This is a genomic window from Gammaproteobacteria bacterium (assembly GCA_015709695.1).
Lineage (GTDB): Bacteria > Pseudomonadota > Gammaproteobacteria > Steroidobacterales.
Window position 1 is genome coordinate 341,859 of the sequence record CP054183.1, and the last position, 17,416, is coordinate 359,274.

The window sequence follows — 17,416 nt, forward strand, 5'->3', positions numbered from 1 at the left end:
GCCTGCCTCCGGCGCGGGCCTACTGTACCCGAATTCAGCCGCCGGGCGGTCGTGCCAGGCCGTGCAGCGCCTCGCGCAATCGCTGGCGCATGATGCGGATGATCGGCTTCTCTCGCGGCTGGATGCGGTCCTTGCCACCGGATACCGTCAGGACCAGCGACATGCCGGCGGCCTGCGTGGGCACCGGGAGGCTGACGGCCCCGACGCCCTTCAGCAGCACGTCATAGCCGGCGAAGACGCCCTGCGAGCGGATGCGGCGGACCTGCTCCATGATCTGCTCGCGCTGGCGACGCGAGCGCGGGCCGCCGCGCGGATCGAGGTGGTCGAAGTATGCGTCCAGCTGCCCGTCGTCCAGCGTGGCGAGCAGGGTGCGCCCAGCGGTGCTGCGCCACAGGGCGCCGCCCATCCCGGCGGCGACCTGCATGGCCAACCCATGCGTGGCACGGCAGACGTAGAGCACCTGCACGTGGCCCTGGGTCGCCGTGCTCAGGGTGCAGGTCTCCTCCAGTTCCCGGGCCAGCGAGTCGACCAGCGCCAGCAGCGGGTCCGGCAGCAGGATCGTCGTACCGAGCCAGTCGCCGAGCTGGCAGACCTTCGCCGTCGGAAAGTAGGTCTTCGCCGGCATGGTGTAGGCCAGGTAGCCGATGTCGACGAGTTCGCCGAGCAGCACCCGCACGCTCGGCTGCGGGAGGCGCAGCGCATGCTGGATCTGCGCGGCCGTCATCGGCTGGCGCCGCTCGCGGAACAGCTCCAGCACGCGGAAGCCGCGGGAGACGGACTTGCTGATGTTGGCCTGCGGGCTCATGCGCAGCTGCCCCGGGGCGGTTGCCCGGGACCGGTCACGGACTCCGGCCGGGGGTCTCGCGCTGGTAGCGCGCCTTCCATTCGGCGTAGGGCATGCCGTAGATGCGCTCGCGTGCCGCATCGTCTCCCAGCTCGACGCCCCGCTCCGCGGCCGCGGCGCGATACCACTTCGCCAGGCAGTTGCGGCAGAAGCCCGCGAGGTTCATCAGCTCGATGTTCTGCAGGTCCCTGCGGGAATCCAGGTGCTGGAGCAGGCGGCGGAAAGCCGCTGCCTCCACTTCGATGCGGGTCTGGTCGTCCATGGTCCTCCTGGCGCCGGCCGTTTCCGGGAGGCTGGCGCCCGCCTGCATGTTACCGGACCGGTGCGGGCTGTTGCTCCCTGGCGTAGTGCTCCAGGCTCGAATGACTCGGGCCGTAGTCCTCGGTGGGTGCACTGAGCATGTCGGGCCGGTGCTTCATGGCATATTCCACCACGTGCTTCGGCAACTGCTCGATGGAATCGAAGCCGGTCATGGTCGAGGCGTACAGGCAGTGGCCCGCCGTGGTGCCCATGAGCATGAACGGCAGCCAGGGGGTGATGCGGTGCCAGGTGCCGACATAGGGAACGGCAGTGAGGGCGGGGTCCTCCAGGTCCTTGCGCTTGACGAAGTAGCGCATCATCTCGGTGGCCTGCACCTTCGGGCCCGAGGATTCGCGCGGCCATTTTTCGGGCGACAGCGGATTCGGGTAGTTGAGGTGCATGTCGGTGGACAGCACCAGCGTATCGGTGCCCAGCTCCTGCCAGGGGAACAGCAGCGGGATCTTCGGCAGCTTGCTGCGGTCCCCCGCGAAGTCCTCGGGCGCGAGGATCAGCGTGTCGCTGATGGTGTAGTTGAACGGGTCGTTCCACACCTGCACGATGCGGTTGGTCTCGCCGGTGAACGGATTGCTGAATTCCTCGATGATCGCCCCGGGCTCGCCGCGCCGGCTGAGCTCGGTGTAGAAGATCACTTCCTTGTTGAGGCGGCGGATGTTGCCATCCGGCAGCGGCACCAGGCGCGTGGCCAGGAAGGTCTGGAAGCCGAGGAACGGCTTGACGGCCTCGCCGGGGCGCACCGCCATGACCGTGCCGGTGCAGTAGCCGATGCGCTCCTTCGAGGAGTCCATGTTGCCGTGGATGCGCGCCCAGGCATCGCGGTTCCAGCGCGGGCTGTTGACATCGATCCGGGTCTCGAAGGGAATGATCGCCATCGCCTTGCTTCCTCCGGTGGGCTGATGTTGTTGTCCAGGCGCGGAGGCCGGGCTCCCTGCAGTGTAGCGGAACTCCCGCGCTGGCCGCCCGTCGGGCCAGGGCCTGCGGGCCTGACGTCCACCACGCGGAATGCTCTATGCTGCCGGGTGATGGCCATCGGTGTATTCGATTCAGGCGTGGGCGGCTTGACCGTGCTGCGTGCCCTGCGGCGCGAATTGCCGGGGCGCGACTTCATCTACCTCGGCGACACCGCGCGCCTGCCCTACGGCACCAAGAGCGCGGCTTCGGTCGTGCGCTACGCCGAGCAGGCCGCCGATGCGCTGGTGGCACGCGGCCTGAGCTGCCTGGTGATCGCCTGCAACACGGCGTCGGCCGTGGCGCTGGATGCGCTGCGCCGGCGCCATGCGCCGCTGCCGGTCGTGGGCGTGGTCGAACCCGGAGCCGCGGCGGCCGTCGCCGCCAGCGTGACCGGGCGCATTGCCGTGATCGCCACGGAAGGCACGGTGAGGGCCGCCGCCTACGAGGCCGCCATCCGCCGCCTGCGCCCGGACGCCGAGGTGGTATCGGCCGCCTGCGCGCTGTTCGTCGCGCTGGCGGAGGAGGGGTGGACGGATGGCGACATCGTCGATCTCGCCATCCACCGTTATCTCGACCCGCTGCTGCGCGCCACCCCGCCTCCCGACGTGCTGCTGCTCGGCTGCACGCACTTTCCGGTGCTCGAGCCGGCCATCCGCCACGTCGCCGGCCAAGGCCTCGCCATCGTCGACTCGGCAGCCACCACCGCCGCCGCGGTGCGCCGTGAACTGCCCGAGGCCGTGGGACCGGCAGCGGGTCGCGGCAGCGTGCGCCTGCTGGCGACCGATGGCGCTGCACGCTTCGCCCGCGTCGGCAGCCGCTTCCTCGGCGAGGTCATCAGCGCCGATGCCGTCGAGCTCGTGGACCTGGGCCGCTGATGCTGGTGCTCTACGGCATCAACCTCTCGACCTTCACCCGCAAGGTACGGCTTGCGCTGGCGGAGAAGGGCATGGAGTACCGCTTCGAGCAGGCGCCCATGGGTTCCGCCCGCGTGCGTGCCCTGCACCCGCTCGGCAAGATCCCGGTCGCGGAGCACGAGGGCATGGTGATACCGGATTCCTCCGTCATCATCGCCTACCTGGAGCGCCTGCAGCCGCAGCCGCCGCTGTATCCGCAGCCGGCAGCCGCGCTGGCGCAGGCCCTGTGGCTGGAGGAGTACGCCGATACCCGGTTGCGCGAGGCGACGCTGCCGTTCTTCGCCGAGCGGATCGTCAAGCCGCTGTTCCAGGGCCGGCACGCCGACGAGTCCGCGCTGGAGCGCGCGATCCCGCTGCGCGACGAGGCCTTTTCCTACCTGGAAGCGGAGATCGGCGGCCGACGCTTCGCCGTGGATGACCAGCCCGGTGTCGCCGACATCGCCATCGGTGCCCAGCTGGTCACTTACCAGCAGGGCGCGGGACTGCCCGATGCCGGCCGCTGGCCGGGACTCGCGTGCTACCTCGACGGCCTGATGGCGCGTCCGGCCTGGGTGACACTGCTGGCCGAGGAGGCCGACGCCCTGGCGGCAGCGCGCGCACGCCGCCGCTGAGCGCTCGCGGCGCCGGCAGCCCTCAGGGGGCCGCCTCGCAATCGGTGCGACGCAGGACGACGCGGCGGTTCGCGGCGCGACCCTCGGCCGTGGCGTTGTCGGCCACCGGGTCCGCGGCACCCCTGCCCGAGGCAACCAGGCGGCCGGCGGCAATGCCGCGGGCCTCGAGGTAGGCGGCGACGGCCTGCGCGCGGCGCTCGGAGAGCCGCTGGTTGTAGCCGGGGTCACCGACGTTGTCGGTATGACCGGTCACGCTGCCCTCGACGAACTTCAGGCGATCGAGGGTCTCGACGACCTCGTCCAGCGTGGCCTTGCCGGCGTCGGTGAGTTCGGCGGAGTCGAAGGCGAACTCGACCTGCCGGCTGACGTCGCAGGGGCAGCCCTGGGCGCCGACACGTTCACCCGCGGGCGTGTCCGGGCACTGGTCGGCGCTGTCGGCGACACCGTCGCCATCGCTGTCCTCAGGCGCGGGTGGCGGCGGGGGTGGCGGCGGGGGTGGCGGAGGCGGGGGCGCAGGCGGAGGTGTGGCCGCCGCGGCCACGACCGGGGCAGCCTGCTGCCGGCCGCCGAAGAAATACTCGAGGCCGAGGTTCAGCGACCAGAGATCACCGACATCGGTGTCGAACCAGTCTGCATCCGCACGGATGCCGAACCGGTCCGTCAGCGGCACCATGACACCGGCACCGGCGGTCAGGCCGGTTTCCGAGGCGCTGGAGGTGACCGCGCCGTTGAGGCTCAGCTCATCGTCGAAGTTGAAGTAGCCGACCTTGACGTACGGCCTGATCTCCTCGCCGGGGACCGGCAGGTACAGCAGTCCGTCGATGCTGAAGCCATCGAATTTCAGTTTCAGGTCACCGGGAGCGGCACTGTTCAGCGACAGGTCCTTGAAGGTGCCGAGGTCGTGGTAGGCGCCTTCGAGGCCGAACCAGTCGTTGAACTGGTACTGGGCATAGACCTTCAGGCCGACGGAATTGTCGTCGATGAAGCCCTGGCCCAGCGACGGCGTGATGGAATCGTCACCCTGGAAGTCGGTGAAGCTGGCTGCGCCACCGATGCGCCAGCCCGGTACCTCGTGCGCGACAGCCGCAATACTCGCCATCGCAAGCAGTCCCGCCAATGCGGTGCGTTTCATGACCAGGGCCCCCTTGTAGTTTTCGGCGTCGCGGCCAGCGGTGGCCCGGCGAACCGTCCGGCAGTATACGGGAGCCGGTTGCTCCTTCAACGCCGCGCGGGGCCGCACAGTGGCCAGGGATGCTTCAGGGGACTCCAGGCCGGCGCAGGCCGGGCCAGGTGGACCTGGAGCGAGCCGGTACGACTCAGGCGGGCGCGGCCAGCAAGGCCGGCAGCCATTGCTCCTGCGCCGTGGGCAATATGCGTGCGGCGAGACCGCTGCGGCTGGCGGCGGCATCGCGCGTGGCGCCGAGCCAGGCGCTGTCGGCCGCGGCGCCGATGGCGATGGCGCCGCGCTGCGCGGCCAGTGCCGTCGTCACCGGGTAGTCGAGCGCGTCGGCGAACAGCGCCTGCCAGGCCGGCGAGGCACGCAGCAGGTCGAGCAGGTCCGCCTGCAGGCGCCGCTCGTCCAGGTCGGGTTCGATGCGTCGCGCGCTGGCGTTGCGCCGGTCGAACCAGGGGAAGAACAGCCGGCCGTCACGCAGCATGTGCCAGGCTTCGTGCAGATGGCCGCCATGCCATTGCGGCGCGAGGCCGGGCAGGCCGTGTTCGCGGAACGCCGCGCAGGTACTGTCGGAGAGGAACGGCAGGTCGAGCAGTGCCAGCGGATGCGGGCGCTCGCGTGTGCGCCGCCCGATCTCCAGCGCCACGCAGGCGCCGGTGCCGAGCCCCGCCAGGGTGCAGGCGGTGAGGCCGGCTTCGCCCAGCACCTCGATGCCGGTCACGGCCGCGCTGCCGATGCCGGGGCCGGAGGCGGGCCGGTCCGACTCGCCATGGCCGGGGAGGTCGGGGATGAGCAGCGGCCGCGTACCGGCAACGCCCCGGGCGATGGTACTCAGGGCGTCGGCGGACTGGCCGGCGCCATGCAGGAGCATGAGCGGCGCACCCTGGCCGTCGAGGCGCTCGCGCACCCGTACCTGGCCTGACGGCAGCTGCAGCATGCGATTCCACAGCCGTCCCGGCAGCGGCCGGGTGGCCACCGCCGCGGGCGCGGGATCGCCGCGACGCGCGAGCAGGTGGCCGAGGCAGCGTTCGACGGCCTGCTCCCGGCCGGCCGACGGCGCGACCTCGGTTCCGGCCGGCAATTCGCCGAGGCGCTCGAGATGGCCCTGCAGCGGGTCGCCGGCAGCGGCGGTCACCAGCAGCGGCACCCGCAGGCCGGGCAGCACCGTGTCGGGGCGTGATTCGAAGGCGGCGCGATAGGCGGTGGCGTAATGGTCGCCGGCTCGCAGGAAATCCATGAACGAATCGTGCAGCGCCGTGGCCGGTGGCACGTCGAAGCTCATGCGCGTCGCGGCGCGGTGGTCGTACCAGGGGAAGAAGAGGGTCTGCTCGCGCATGCGGCCCCACATCCAGGCGAGGTGGCTGCCATCCCATGCCGGAGTTACCGCTGGCAGGTAATTCGCCAGGATGTCACGCCGTTCCTCCCCGGTGAGTTGCACCAGCCCGTTGGCGGCCATCGCCGTGACGCGCCCGGGGTTCCTTGCGGCGAACCACAGGCCGATGCTCGCCCCGGTATGGAAGCCGTAGAGGCCGAAGCGGTGCAGGCCGATGGCATCGACGAACTCGGCGAGCGCTTCGGCGAACTCCGCGATGCCCAGTTCGGCCGGGCCCAGTGGATCGGATTGCCCGTAGCCCGGTGTGTCCGGCGCGATGAGGGTGAAATGCGCCGACCAGCGCTGCATCAGCCCGGTCAGCTCCCGCGAGGACTGGGGCGACTGGTGCAGCATCACCAGCGCCGGTCCCTGGCCGCAACGGCGGTAATGGACCTGGCGCGGACCCCAGCGTCCGTCGATGGTGACGAAATGGCGGCGGATGTCCTGGCTCATGCAAAAAAGTCTAGCGCCCTGCGGGTCGCCTGTCCCGCCGCAGGGCGTTTGCCCCTAGAATCACCGCCATGGCCGCCACCACTCCCGCCGCCGTCCTGCCGGAGTTCGATCCCGCCGCCGACGTGTTCGTCGCGCAGGCACGCCGGCCCGCCGGGCTCGAGACCGTCGACGTCGCCGGGCTCGGTCCTTACCTGCGCAGCCTGCTGGTGATCGACGGCACCGTGACCCGCTTCATCGAGGCCTACTGGCTCGAGCCCGTGGATGTGCGCCGCATCGCCCAGGAGGAGACGCGCCTGCCGCAGGCGGAACCCTGGCTCGAGCTGGAAGCGGGCGAGCCTGTCATCCGCCGGCGGGTGCTGCTGGTCGGCGCCCGCAGCGGGCGGCTGTTCGCCTGGGCCGATACGCTGATCGCCGCCGCGCGCCTCGCCCCGGGCGTGCGCCGCGGCCTGGAACGTGACGGCGGCGGGCTCGGGCGCATCCTCATCGACACCGCGGCCGAGACGCGCCGCGAGGGCCTGTGGTTCGGCCGCGACCCGGCGCTGGCGCGTCCGGCGGAAGTCGCCGCGCTGTGCCGGGGCCCGCTGCTGGCGCGCAGTTACCGCGTGGTCTGCGACGGACGCCCGCTGATGCAGATCACGGAGCGTTTCCCGATCTGAGCGACCGGTCCCGGGAGCGGGGTGGATGCTGAGAACCAGCGCATGGCGGCACGGCAGCGGACTGGACTAGCCTGCCCGCCAGATCATGGAGTCCGCATCACGACGTTATGTTAACCATCCAGGAGATCATCCTGATCTTTGTGGCCATCGGGGTCCTCGGCGGCTGGGCCGTGGGCCGCGTGGTCGTGCGGCTGGCTGGCAAGGGCCGCGGCAGCGTCCGGACCGAGGAGGCCAACCATCGCATCCGCGCCCTCGAGGCGGACCTGCGCGTTGCCCAGCGCAAGGCCGAGGAGGCCGAGCTCGCGCTGGAGCGCCACCGCGAGGAGTCCGACGTCCTGCGCCGCGAGATGGAAACGAGGAACGCGGACCTCACCGGCAGGGACCAGGAGATCGAGCGCCTGCGCAAGGGCCTGGCCGACGAGTGCGCCAAGACCCAGGCGCTGCGGGGTGAGCTGGTGAGCCGGGCGGAGGAGACCATCCGCGCCAGCGTCCGAGTCAAGGATGCGGAGACCGAACTCTCGGTCGCCCGGGCCGGTTCCGACGCCGTGCTCGAGCAGGTCCAGCGCCTGGCGGCCGAGCGCGAGGAACTGACCGGCCGCCTGCAGCAGCTGCAGACCGAACTCACCGGCCGCAGCCCCAAGGTCACGCGGCTGCCCCTGCGCGATCCCAAGGAGCGCTGAGCCCGCCGGTGTGATTTCATCCCCGCCGGGGCTAAGCTGGCCCCAGTTCGTATCGGGGAGTCCCGCATGAAACTCGGTTTCGTTGCCGGCTATGGCACCGCCCAGGCCCAGCTGCCCATGGAGCAGATCCTCGAGGCCGAGCGTCTCGGCTTCCATTCGGTGTGGACCTCGGAGGCCTACGGCATGGATGCCGTGTCCACGGCCAGCTGGATCCTCGCCCGCACCAGCCGCATCCATGTCGGTACCGCCATCATGCAGATGCCGGCGCGCACGCCGACCTGCGCGGCCATGACCGCCATGACGCTCAACATGCTCTCCGGCGGGCGCTTCATCCTCGGCCTGGGGCCGTCCGGTCCGCGCGTGGTCGAGGGCTGGTACGGCGTGGCCTACGGGCGCCCGCTGGCGCGCACCCGCGAATACATCGACATCGTGCGCCAGGTGGCGACCCGCAAGGGCCCGCTGCTGCACCAGGGTAAGGAATACCGCATTCCGTATGATGGCCCGGGTGCCAGCGGCCTGGGCACTCCCATGAAGGGCATCCTGCATGCCGACCCGACCCTGCGCATCTACACCGCGGCCGTCACGCCCAAGGGCATCGCCTGCGCCGCGGAAGTGGCCGACGGCGTGTTTCCCGTGTGGCTGAGCCCGGAGCACCCCGGGCTCATCGAGCCCTACGTGGCCGAGGGCCTGGCGCTGAGCGGGCGGGCACGCGCCGACTTCGAGGTGGCGCCGGCCGTGCCCGTGTCGCTGGACGATGACCTGGAACGCGCGCGCATCCCGGTGCGCGAACAGCTGGCGCTCTACATCGGCGGCATGGGCCCGAAAGGCCGCAATTTCTACTTCGACTACGTGACGCGCATGGGCTACGCGGAGGCGGCCACGCGCATCCAGGACCTGTACCTCGCCGGCAACCGCGCGGCGGCAGCGGCGGCGGTGCCCGATGCGCTGATCGACCAGGTGGCGCTCGTCGGCCCGGCCGGGCGCATCCGCGAGCGCCTGGGCGCGTGGAAGGAAGCCGGCCGCAGCGGCCGTGTCGGCGCCATGCTCGCCGGAGGCTGCAGCATCGAGGCCATGAGGTTGCTGGCCACGGAACTGCTGTAGCCGTCATGGACGTCGACGTCATCCTCGACAGCCGCGCCGCCGCCGGCGAGCTGGCCGCGCTCGGCGAACTGGCCGAGCGTTACGGCATCGGCGGCGTGTGGGTCTCGAGCCTGAACGATTCGCGCGACCCCTGGGCGAATCTCGTGCCCGTCGCGCAGTGCACCCGCCGCATCACGCTCGGGCCGATCGCCGTCAATCCCTACGACACGCATCCGCTGAAGATCGCCTCCAGCCTGCTGACGCTGAACGAACTGGCTGGCGGTCGCGCCCGGGTCATCGTTGGTGGCGGCGGCGAGGCGTTGCAGGCGCTCGGCCTCGCGCCGGAGCGCCGCGTGCGGGCGGTGCGCGAATGCGCGGCGATCATCCGCGCCGCCGCCAGCCGCGAACCGGTCGAGTTCCGCGGCGGGATGTTCGAGGTGAGCAACTGCCGCTTCGGCTGGGCCAGTGCGCCCGCGCCGCCGGTCTACATCGGCGCCGGCCAGGCGCAGATGCTGCGCATGGCGGCCGCGGCGGGCGACGGCATCATGATGAGCGACGTGCCCCCCGGGCCGGCCGCGCGATTGCTGGCGACGCTGGATGCCGCGCTTGCCGCCTGCGGCAAGTCCCGCGCCGGCGGTTTCTGGACCAGCGTCTTCACCGCCTGGCACGTCTACGCCGACGAGGGCGAGGCACGTCGCGAGGCGCGCCGCTGGCTGTTCCTGCGCGGCATCTTCCGCCCCTGGCTGCTGGCGGAATTCCTCGATGCGGACGACGTGCGCCTGGTGATGGACAGCCGTGCGGCATTCGCCCGGGCCTTCGCCGCCGGCAGCCACGAGGTCGAGGGCGTGCCCGGTCCGGTGCTCGACGCGCTGGTCGACAACGTCACCCTGTGCGGCACGCCGGCGACACTCGCCGGTCTCGTCGCCCGGCTGCGCCACCTGCAGGAGGCGGGCCTGCGCGGCGTGGCGCTGCGGCTGTATGCGCAGCCTGCCGAATCCATCCGCCTGATCGGCGAACAGGTGCTGCCGGCACTGCGCTGAACCCGCGCCTCAGGCGTCGGGCCGTACCGTTGCCCGCAGGCGCTTGGTGGCGGCAGCCTTTTTCTTGCCGTCGAGGCGCCGCTGGCGCGAGGCCTGCGTCGGCTTCGTCGCGCGGCGTGCCTTGCGCCTCACCAGCGCCGCGTCCACGAGTTCCGCGAGCCGCGCCAGCGCATCGTCGCGGTTCTGTTCCCGGGTGCGGTGACGCTGCGCCTTGATGACGATGACGCCGTCCTCGCTGACGCGCCGGTCGCGCAGCGCCAGCAGCCGCTGCTTCACCTCGTCCGGCAGGGACGAGGCGCCGATGTCGAAGCGCAGGTGGACCGCCGAGGCGACCTTGTTGACGTTCTGGCCGCCCGCTCCCTGGGCACGTACTGCCGTCAGCTCGATCTCGTCCAGCGGGATCCGCCGCCTCATGCGCCGTGGCACTTCTTGTATTTCTTGCCGCTGCCGCAGTGGCAGGGATCGTTGCGGCCGAGCTTGGGTGTCTTGCGACGGTAGGGCTCGGCGGGCGCGTGGTCGTGATGGTCGTGGTCGTGGTCACAGCCGGGACCATGGACATGGGGCTCGGCGGGGGCGGGTTGTGGCTTGCGGTTCACGCGGGTCACCATGCTGGGAGCGGGCTCGGGTTCAGGATGCGGCCTTGTAGTCGCGCGCAGGCCGGAAGGTCATGGCGGAGAGCTCGGGCGCACCGTAGGAACATGCCACGCGTTCGGCCGGCGGGTCGCGGTAGAGGGTGGTGCGCTGCCGCGGCTGGCGACCGATGCCGCGGATCAGGGCATCCATGCGCTCGGGCGGCAGCTCCTGGCCGTGGGCGGCGCCGGCGGCGCGCGAGATGGATTCGTTCATGAGTGTGCCGCCGAGGTCGTTGACCCCGGCCTGCAGCACCTGCGCGGCGCCGCTCTCGCCGAGCTTGGTCCACGAGGCCTGGATGTTGGGGATCAGCGGGTGCAGCACGAGGCGCGACACGGCGTGCATGAGGCGCGCCTCGCGCCAGGTCGGGCCCGGGCGGGCACGGCCGCGCCGGTACAGCGGCGCCTCCATGTGCACGAAGGGCAGCGGCACGAATTCGGTGAAGCCGCCGCTCTGCTGCTGCAGGTCGCGGATCGCCAGCAGGTGCCGTGCCCAGTGTCGCGGCGCCTCGAGGTGGCCGAACATGATGGTGGCGGTGGTGCGCAGGCCGATGCGGTGCGCGGTGGCCACCACGTTCAGCCACTGCAGGGTATTGACCTTGTCGGGGCAGATCTGCCGGCGGACCTCGTCGTCGAGGATCTCGGCGGCGGTGCCGGGCAGCGTGCCGAGCCCCGCCTCCTTCAGCTGGCGCAGGAAGCTGTCGATGCCGAGGCCGAGGGTGCGCGCCCCCTGCGTCACTTCCAGCGGCGAGAAGGCGTGCACGTGGATGCCGGGGGCCGCTTCCTTCACGGTGCGCAGCACGTCGAGGTAGGTCTGGCCGGTGAAGGCCGGGTGGATGCCGCCCTGCAGGCATACCTCGGTGGCACCGCGCGCCCAGGCCTCGGCCGCCCGCCGGCCGATCTCGGCGAGGTCGAGCACGTAGGGGGCACCGCGCAGGTCCTCGTCCGCCTTGCCCTTGGCGAAGGCGCAGAACTGGCACTTGTAGGCGCAGAGGTTGGTGTAGTTGATGTTGCGGTTGACGACGTAGGTCACCGTGTCGCCGCAGGCCGCGGCGCGCAGCGCATCGGCGGCCGCGCAGAGGCGGTCGGCATCCTCGCCCCGCGCCGCGAACAGGCGCTCGATGTCCTGCTGTTCGAGTCGTTTGCCATCCTGCGCGCGGGCCACGGCAGCGGCGAGGGCGCGGTCGGCGAAGCCGCCGGCAGCGGTGCGCGCCGCCGGTGGTCGTGACTGGCTGTTGCCCGCGGCCCAGTCGTCGTCGCGGGCGAGGCCTTCGGCATCGGCATGGCGCAGCAGCGCGGTGACGAGGCCCGCATCCAGCCAGCGGGCGCGATCACGCACGTAGGCGGGGTAGAGCGTGAGCCGCTCGACCAGCGTCTTGCCCGCGGCGGCGGTCTGGCCTGCCAGGGCCGCGAGCTGCGGCCAGGGGGACTCGGGATTGACGTGGTCGGGAGTCACCGGCGAGACGCCACCCCAGTCGTTGATGCCGGCGGCGATGAGCTCGCCGAGCCGGCCCTCGTTGAGGTTCGGCGGCGCCTGGATGTTCATGTCGGGACCAAACAGCAGGCGGGCCACGGCGATGGTCCACTGCAGTTCCGCGAAGGGCGGCGCCGGGGCATCGGCCAGCTTCGTGCCCGGCTTGGGCACGAAGTTCTGGATGATGATCTCCTGCAGGTGGCCGTGGCGCCGATGGCTGTCGCGCAGCGCCAGCAGACCCTCGATGCGCTCGTGCCGGGTTTCGCCGATGCCGATGAGCAGGCCGGAAGTGAGGGCGACGCCGGCGGCACCGGCATCGTCGATGGCCCTGAGCCGCACGGCCGGCAACTTGTCCGGCGAGCCGAAGTGCGGGCCGCCGCGCGCGGCGAGCCTCGGGCTGGCGGACTCCAGCATGATGCCCATCGACGGCGCCACCGCGCGCAGCGTGCGGTAGTCGTCCGCGGTCAGCACGCCGGGGTTCAGGTGCGGCAGCAGGCCGGTTTCCCCGAGGACACGCGCGGCCATGGCGCGCAGGTAGGCCAGCGTCGAGGAATAGCCGAGCGCCGTGAGCGCGTCGCGGGCTGCGCGATAGCGCAGCTCCGGCTTGTCGCCGAGCGTGAACAGCGCCTCGCGGCAGCCCTGCGCCTGGCCTGCCCTGGCGATCGCCAGCACCGCGTCGGGATCGAGATAGGCCGCCTGCAGGCGCCGTGGCGTCTTGGCGTAGGTGCAGTAGTGGCAGACGTCACGGCAGAGCTCGGTCAGCGGGATGAAGACCTTGCGCGAGTACGTGATCACCGCGCCGTGCCCGGCATCGCGGCATGCCGCCGCGGCCGCGAGGAGTTCGGGCAACGGCATGGCCGCCGCGCGGGCGGCGGCCTGCTCGCCGTCGAGTTGTTGCCAGTCTGTCATGGTCATCGCTGTCTTCGGCCGCCCGCCCGCAGGCGTGCGCAGATGCCGGCCTGTTCGAGGTACTGGCGCGCAGTGCCGCCGCCAGGCTGCGCGCACAGCCAGCGCACATCATCCTCGGTGTCGAGGTCGCGTGCAAAGCCGGGCACCGCCACCTGGCGGGCGGCCACTCCGCGCTCCAGCGCGGCCTGCAGGTGCCGGCTTGCGCTGTCCCGCCCGAAGCGGCAGGGGGCCGCGCCGGGTGGCGTCATCGCCAGGGCATTGGTGCCGCCGTCCGTGGCCGCCGGCACCACGGTGACGCCGGGTCCATGGCCGGCGAGCAGGGCCTCGATGTCGGCTGGCGCCAGCAGCGGCAGGTCGGCGGGCACGACGACCACGGTGCGCGCACCTTCTGCCGCCAGCAGGGCCATGGCGGCATCCACATTGCCCGAGAGGCCGAGCGCCGGGTCGTCCGGCAGCCAGCGGCAGGCGGCCGACTCGGCCAGTGCGCGGGCCGCGGTATCGCCGGTGACGACCGCCACGGCGTCGATGCCGCGTGCGGCGCGCGCGGCGTCGATGACACCCTGCGCCAGGCAACGGGCCAGGGTGGCGCGCTCGTCCGCGTCGAGCAGCGCTGCCAGGCGGCTCTTCGCGCCCTCCAGGGAGCGGATGGGCAGCAGCGCCCAGGTGGCCTTCATGTGCCGGTCACGGGCGGCGCAGCGTGCCGGCGAAATCCAGGGCGAAGCGCGCCAGCTCCACGCGGTCTTGCAGCGAGCGCATCACCGTCGACGTGGTGACGGCGCGGATGCCGAGGGCCTCGACCGCGGCCACCTCGGCTGCATCGGCCTGGTCGAGGACCAGGCCATCGACCAGGCCCTGGTAGTGGCGGGCGATGCCTGCCTGGTTCACCGCCATGCCCAGCTCCGCCATGATCTTCGCGGTCGGGCCCTTGATGGCCTGCCCGGCGACGATCGGCGAGATGGCCACGCGCGCGACAGGGCTGCGGCCGATTTCGGCGCGCAGTGCCGGGATGGCCAGGATCGGATCGATGCTGAGCCAGGGATTGGAAGGCGCGATGAGGATGGCGCGCAGCCCGGGATCCCCGAGCGCCGCCATCGCCGTGGCCGGGGGCACCGCCTCGGCGGCACCGGCGAAGCGCACGGCACTCACCACCGGCTGCGCGGCGCGGCGCACGAAGTAATCCTGGAAGGCGAGCACGCCCGCATCCGTCACCACCCGGGTCTGCACGCGGCTGTCGCTGGCCGGCACGATGCGGCTGCCGATGCCGAGGCGCTGGCAGGTCTCGCGCGTGATCGTCGAGAGCGCGTCGCCGGCCTCCAGGCGCCGGCTGCGCTCGACATGGGTGGCGAGGTCGCGGTCGCCGAGGCGGAACCAGGTCTCGCCGCCGAGTCGCGCCATCTCCGCCATGAAGTTCCAGGTCTCGTCGCCGCGGCCCCAGCCGGTTTCGGTGTTGACGAGGCCGGAGAGCGTGTAAACGAGGGTGTCGATGTCGGGCGAGATGGCGAGCCCGAGGTGGCGGAAGTCGTCGCCGATGTTGGCGATGACGGTGAGTGCGCCCGGCGGCAGCAGACGATGCAGGCCGAGCGCCAGCTTGGCGCCGCCGATGCCGCCGGAGAGGAGCACCACGCTGTCGGTCGCGGCCGGCTTCGGTGTCTTCATGGCTCAGCGGAACAGGTCTTCGGCGCGCGGCCGCAGCACCGCCCGCGCCGGCAGGTCTTCGCCACCGCCGCCTGCGCCGCGGATGAGCACCACGGGCGTGCCCTCGGCGGCCTCGCCCATCACCAGCACCGCTGCCGCCGCGAGGCTGTCCGCCGGCGCGATCTCGCTGACCTGCAACGGCCGCCCGGCGAGGTCGCGGCGGCCGCGCAGGTCGGTGAACGGCGCCACGCCCGCCGTGCCGATGGCAATGCCGACGGTGCCGCGGCGCCAGGCGCGGCCGACGCTGTCGGTGATGACGATGCCGAGGGCCGCGCCGCTGGATCGCTGCAGTGCCTGGCGCAATCGTGCCGCGGAGGCATCCGGGTCCTCGGGCAGCAGCAGCACGCTCTCCTCGTCGCCGCCGAGATTGGAGCGGTCGATTCCTGCGTTGGCCAGCACGATGCCGAGACGGTGCTCGGCGATGAGCAGGTCGGGCCGGGTGCGCAGGACCTCGCGTGATTCCTGCAGGATCAGCTCGACGAGGCGCGGGTCCTTGCGCGTCTCCACGGCCAGCGCCTGCGCGCCTGCCGAGGGTTGCACATCGGCGAGGCGCCGCAGGCGGCCCTCGGCCTTGGAGACGATCTTCTGCGTCACGGCCAGCACGTCGCCGTCGGCGAGCACCAGCCCGGCGTGGTCGAGCGCCGCGGCGATCAGCGACGCCAGGTCGTCGCCGGGACGGATGGCCGGCAGGCCGGGCAGCGGCGTGAGGGAGAGCGCGGGGACGATCATGCTGGCGACGGCCGGGCGCCCGCCGGGCGCCGGCAACCTCAACGGCCCGCGTGGCCGACGCCGGCGATGCGGATGCCGGCGTGCTCGCTCTTGTAGTGCTTGTTCATGAAGATCAGCACCGAGGTCAGCGCCTCCATGGCAGCGGCGTTGGCGAGCGGCCCGGCGTGCCAGGCGCGCAGGCCGGCGCGCTGCGCCAGGCCGATGACGGTCTCGCGGGCCTCGGCCCTGTCGCCGGCGACCAGCACGTCGCAGCCGGGATCGCCGTCGGCGGCGAGCACGTCGGCGGCCACGTTCTGGAATGCCGAGACCACGGTGGTCTCGGCGCCGACGATGGACTGCGCGATGAGCGCGGCGCAGCCCTCCGGCGGCAGTTGCACCCGCATGACCTTTGGCGGCACCAGCGGCACGGTGGCGTCGACGAGGATCTTGCCCTTCAGCGCGCCGCGGATGGCTTCGAGGACGGGCCGCTGGTGGGCGAAGGGCACCGCCAGCACGACGATTTCGGCCGCCGCCGCCGCCTCCGGGTTGCCATGGCCGCTGACGTTCGTCCCGGGCAGGGCGGCGGCCAGTGTGGCGGCGGCTTCAGCGGCCCGGGCGCCGTCGCGCGAGCCGATGTGCACGGCAAGGCCGGCGCGGGCCCAGCGCCGGGCGAGGCCGCCGCCGAGCGAGCCGGTACCGCCGATGACCGCGATGTTGCGAATGGTGCTGGTGTTCATGCCGGCACATTGTAGGCGGGCGGACGCCGTGGCGTCACGGCGTCGCGGGCCCTTCGTAGCGCTCGAACGCCGGCAGCACGCGCTCGGCGAGGATCCTCAGGCCGGCCATGGGCTCGTCGAACAAGCGGATCGACAGCTCCGTCAGGCCGGCGCGCTCGAATGCCCGGAAGCGCTCGATCTGCGCCTCGATGGCGTCGAGGCCGCCGGCCGAGGAACAGGCGGCGATCAGCCGCTCGACGATCGATTCCGGCACGTCCTCGATCACCCCGGTGCGGGTCCAGAACGCCTTGGCGAAGTTCTGCCACTTGTCGATGACCAGCTGGCGCTCCTCCGGCGTCACGTAGGGCAGCATGTCGTACTTTGGCGGCAGCAGCTCGCCGCGGAACACCAGCTCGCGCCGGGCCTCGTACAGGGACTTCTCCCGCTCCTCCTTGATGTGCCAGGCCCAGAAGTTGCCGACGCGGAAATCATCCGCCGGCGTCTTGCGCTCCGCGAGGCCCTTGCGCAGCGCCTCCATGTGGTGGCCGATCTTCTCCGGCGTGACGTCGCTCATCTGCGTGCCATCGGCGTACCGGCCCGCCATCTCCAGCATCTTCATGCCGGTGGAGCAGGTGAATACCCGGGCCGTGGGCGCCTTCTTCCAGGCATGGCGGAAGGGCCGGGTGACCTTGAATACCTCGCCGGGATAGCCCATGCACATCTTGCCCGACACCACCGCGCGGGTGATCTCCACCGCCTCGCGCACGCCGCGCACCATGCGCTGCGCCCTGGGGTCGAAGGCGATGCCGCAGGAACTCATCACCGAGCCGCCACCACCGATGGCCACCACGGCCCGCCCCTTGCTGAACTCGTTGAGGGTCAGCAGCGCGTTGCCGATCTTCAGCGGCTGCATCTCGTAGGGACTGATCGCCAGCACGCCGAGGCGGATGCGCCGGGTCGCCAGCGCCGCGGGCACCAGCATCATGAAGGCATCCGGGTTCTGGTGGTAATTCGAATGCCAGAGGGTGCGGAAGCCGTGGTTCTCCGCGGCGACCGCCAGTTCCGTCACCTGGGCGGCAGTGAGGTCCGGTTCGAGGATGACATCGATCTGCATGTCGGCAGTTCCGCGGCCTGCTGGATCGGGCGCAGCATACACGCTGCACGCACCGGGCAGGAGCTGGCGCCGCCGCGC

19 protein-coding genes are annotated in these 17,416 nt (G+C 71.8%); 6 read left to right on the plus strand and 13 right to left on the minus strand.

All coding sequences use genetic code 11. The features are described from left to right. Positions 1-34: 34 nt before the first annotated feature. The 3 genes from HRU81_01695 to HRU81_01705 are packed head-to-tail and all read right to left on the minus strand — an operon-like array spanning position 35 to position 2,034. Positions 35-805, minus strand: coding sequence for a helix-turn-helix domain-containing protein (locus HRU81_01695; GenBank protein QOJ30921.1), 771 nt, complete (start codon positions 803-805; stop codon positions 35-37). A 34-nt stretch (positions 806-839) separates the two neighbouring features. Then, on the minus strand, positions 840-1,106 hold the full coding sequence (locus HRU81_01700; protein ID QOJ30922.1) for a DUF1244 domain-containing protein: 267 nt from the start codon (positions 1,104-1,106) through the stop codon (positions 840-842). A gap of 49 nt (positions 1,107-1,155) precedes the next feature. Continuing rightward, positions 1,156-2,034, minus strand: coding sequence for a DUF1838 family protein (locus tag HRU81_01705; GenBank protein ID QOJ30923.1), 879 nt, complete (start codon positions 2,032-2,034; stop codon positions 1,156-1,158). A gap of 150 nt (positions 2,035-2,184) precedes the next feature. Here HRU81_01705 and HRU81_01710 point away from each other — a divergent pair, with 150 nt between their 5' ends. Together HRU81_01710 and HRU81_01715 are read left to right on the plus strand one after the other, a co-directional pair. Beyond that, the gene (locus HRU81_01710) at positions 2,185-2,988 is read left to right on the plus strand and encodes a glutamate racemase (GenBank protein ID QOJ30924.1); all 804 of its coding nucleotides are present in this window, start codon (positions 2,185-2,187) and stop codon (positions 2,986-2,988) included. Continuing rightward, complete coding sequence (locus HRU81_01715; GenBank protein QOJ30925.1) at positions 2,988-3,638, plus strand: glutathione S-transferase family protein; 651 nt, start codon at positions 2,988-2,990, stop codon at positions 3,636-3,638. The genes HRU81_01710 and HRU81_01715 overlap by 1 nt, the downstream gene beginning before the upstream one ends. Positions 3,639-3,660: 22 nt before the next feature. On the opposite strand, the gene HRU81_01720 is transcribed toward HRU81_01715, so the two are convergent. Together HRU81_01720 and HRU81_01725 are read right to left on the minus strand one after the other, a co-directional pair. Then, on the minus strand, positions 3,661-4,770 hold the full coding sequence (locus tag HRU81_01720; protein QOJ30926.1) for an OmpA family protein: 1,110 nt from the start codon (positions 4,768-4,770) through the stop codon (positions 3,661-3,663). Positions 4,771-4,954: 184 nt separating this feature from the next. Continuing rightward, positions 4,955-6,637, minus strand: coding sequence for an alpha/beta fold hydrolase (locus HRU81_01725; GenBank protein QOJ30927.1), 1,683 nt, complete (start codon positions 6,635-6,637; stop codon positions 4,955-4,957). 68 nt (positions 6,638-6,705) lie between these two features. Here HRU81_01725 and HRU81_01730 point away from each other — a divergent pair, with 68 nt between their 5' ends. From HRU81_01730 to HRU81_01745, 4 genes are all read left to right on the plus strand, one after another. Next, positions 6,706-7,293, plus strand: coding sequence for a DUF98 domain-containing protein (locus HRU81_01730; GenBank protein ID QOJ30928.1), 588 nt, complete (start codon positions 6,706-6,708; stop codon positions 7,291-7,293). A gap of 107 nt (positions 7,294-7,400) precedes the next feature. Continuing rightward, entirely contained in the window at positions 7,401-7,973 is a 573-nt protein-coding gene (locus HRU81_01735) for a hypothetical protein (protein ID QOJ30929.1), read from the plus strand. Between the two features lie 66 nt (positions 7,974-8,039). Next, entirely contained in the window at positions 8,040-9,074 is a 1,035-nt protein-coding gene (locus HRU81_01740) for an LLM class F420-dependent oxidoreductase (protein QOJ30930.1), read from the plus strand. Between the two features lie 5 nt (positions 9,075-9,079). Next, the gene (locus tag HRU81_01745) at positions 9,080-10,093 is read left to right on the plus strand and encodes an LLM class flavin-dependent oxidoreductase (GenBank protein ID QOJ30931.1); all 1,014 of its coding nucleotides are present in this window, start codon (positions 9,080-9,082) and stop codon (positions 10,091-10,093) included. A gap of 9 nt (positions 10,094-10,102) precedes the next feature. Here HRU81_01745 and arfB read toward each other — a convergent pair whose 3' ends face one another. The 8 genes from arfB to HRU81_01785 are packed head-to-tail and all read right to left on the minus strand — an operon-like array spanning position 10,103 to position 17,338. Next, entirely contained in the window at positions 10,103-10,507 is a 405-nt protein-coding gene (gene arfB / locus HRU81_01750) for an aminoacyl-tRNA hydrolase (GenBank protein QOJ30932.1), read from the minus strand. Next, entirely contained in the window at positions 10,504-10,701 is a 198-nt protein-coding gene (locus HRU81_01755) for an SEC-C domain-containing protein (GenBank protein QOJ30933.1), read from the minus strand. Before HRU81_01755 ends, arfB begins: the two co-directional genes overlap by 4 nt. 19 nt (positions 10,702-10,720) lie before the next feature. Continuing rightward, entirely contained in the window at positions 10,721-13,111 is a 2,391-nt protein-coding gene (gene cofH, locus HRU81_01760; protein QOJ30934.1) for a 5-amino-6-(D-ribitylamino)uracil--L-tyrosine 4-hydroxyphenyl transferase CofH, read from the minus strand. Then, positions 13,108-13,779: a 2-phospho-L-lactate guanylyltransferase gene (gene cofC / locus HRU81_01765; protein QOJ30935.1), complete on the minus strand. Its 672-nt coding sequence runs from the start codon at positions 13,777-13,779 to the stop codon at positions 13,108-13,110. Before cofC ends, cofH begins: the two co-directional genes overlap by 4 nt. 7 nt (positions 13,780-13,786) lie before the next feature. Then, a complete protein-coding gene (locus tag HRU81_01770; protein ID QOJ30936.1) occupies positions 13,787-14,761 on the minus strand; it encodes a 2-phospho-L-lactate transferase in 975 nt (324 codons plus the stop codon). A 3-nt stretch (positions 14,762-14,764) separates the two neighbouring features. Further along, on the minus strand, positions 14,765-15,529 hold the full coding sequence (gene cofE, locus HRU81_01775) for a coenzyme F420-0:L-glutamate ligase (protein QOJ30937.1): 765 nt from the start codon (positions 15,527-15,529) through the stop codon (positions 14,765-14,767). 38 nt (positions 15,530-15,567) lie between these two features. Beyond that, positions 15,568-16,245, minus strand: a complete 678-nt coding sequence (gene npdG / locus HRU81_01780; GenBank protein QOJ30938.1) for an NADPH-dependent F420 reductase — start codon at positions 16,243-16,245, stop codon at positions 15,568-15,570. 34 nt (positions 16,246-16,279) lie between these two features. Beyond that, a complete protein-coding gene (locus HRU81_01785; GenBank protein QOJ30939.1) occupies positions 16,280-17,338 on the minus strand; it encodes an LLM class flavin-dependent oxidoreductase in 1,059 nt (352 codons plus the stop codon). Between the last annotated feature and the right edge of the window lie 78 nt (positions 17,339-17,416).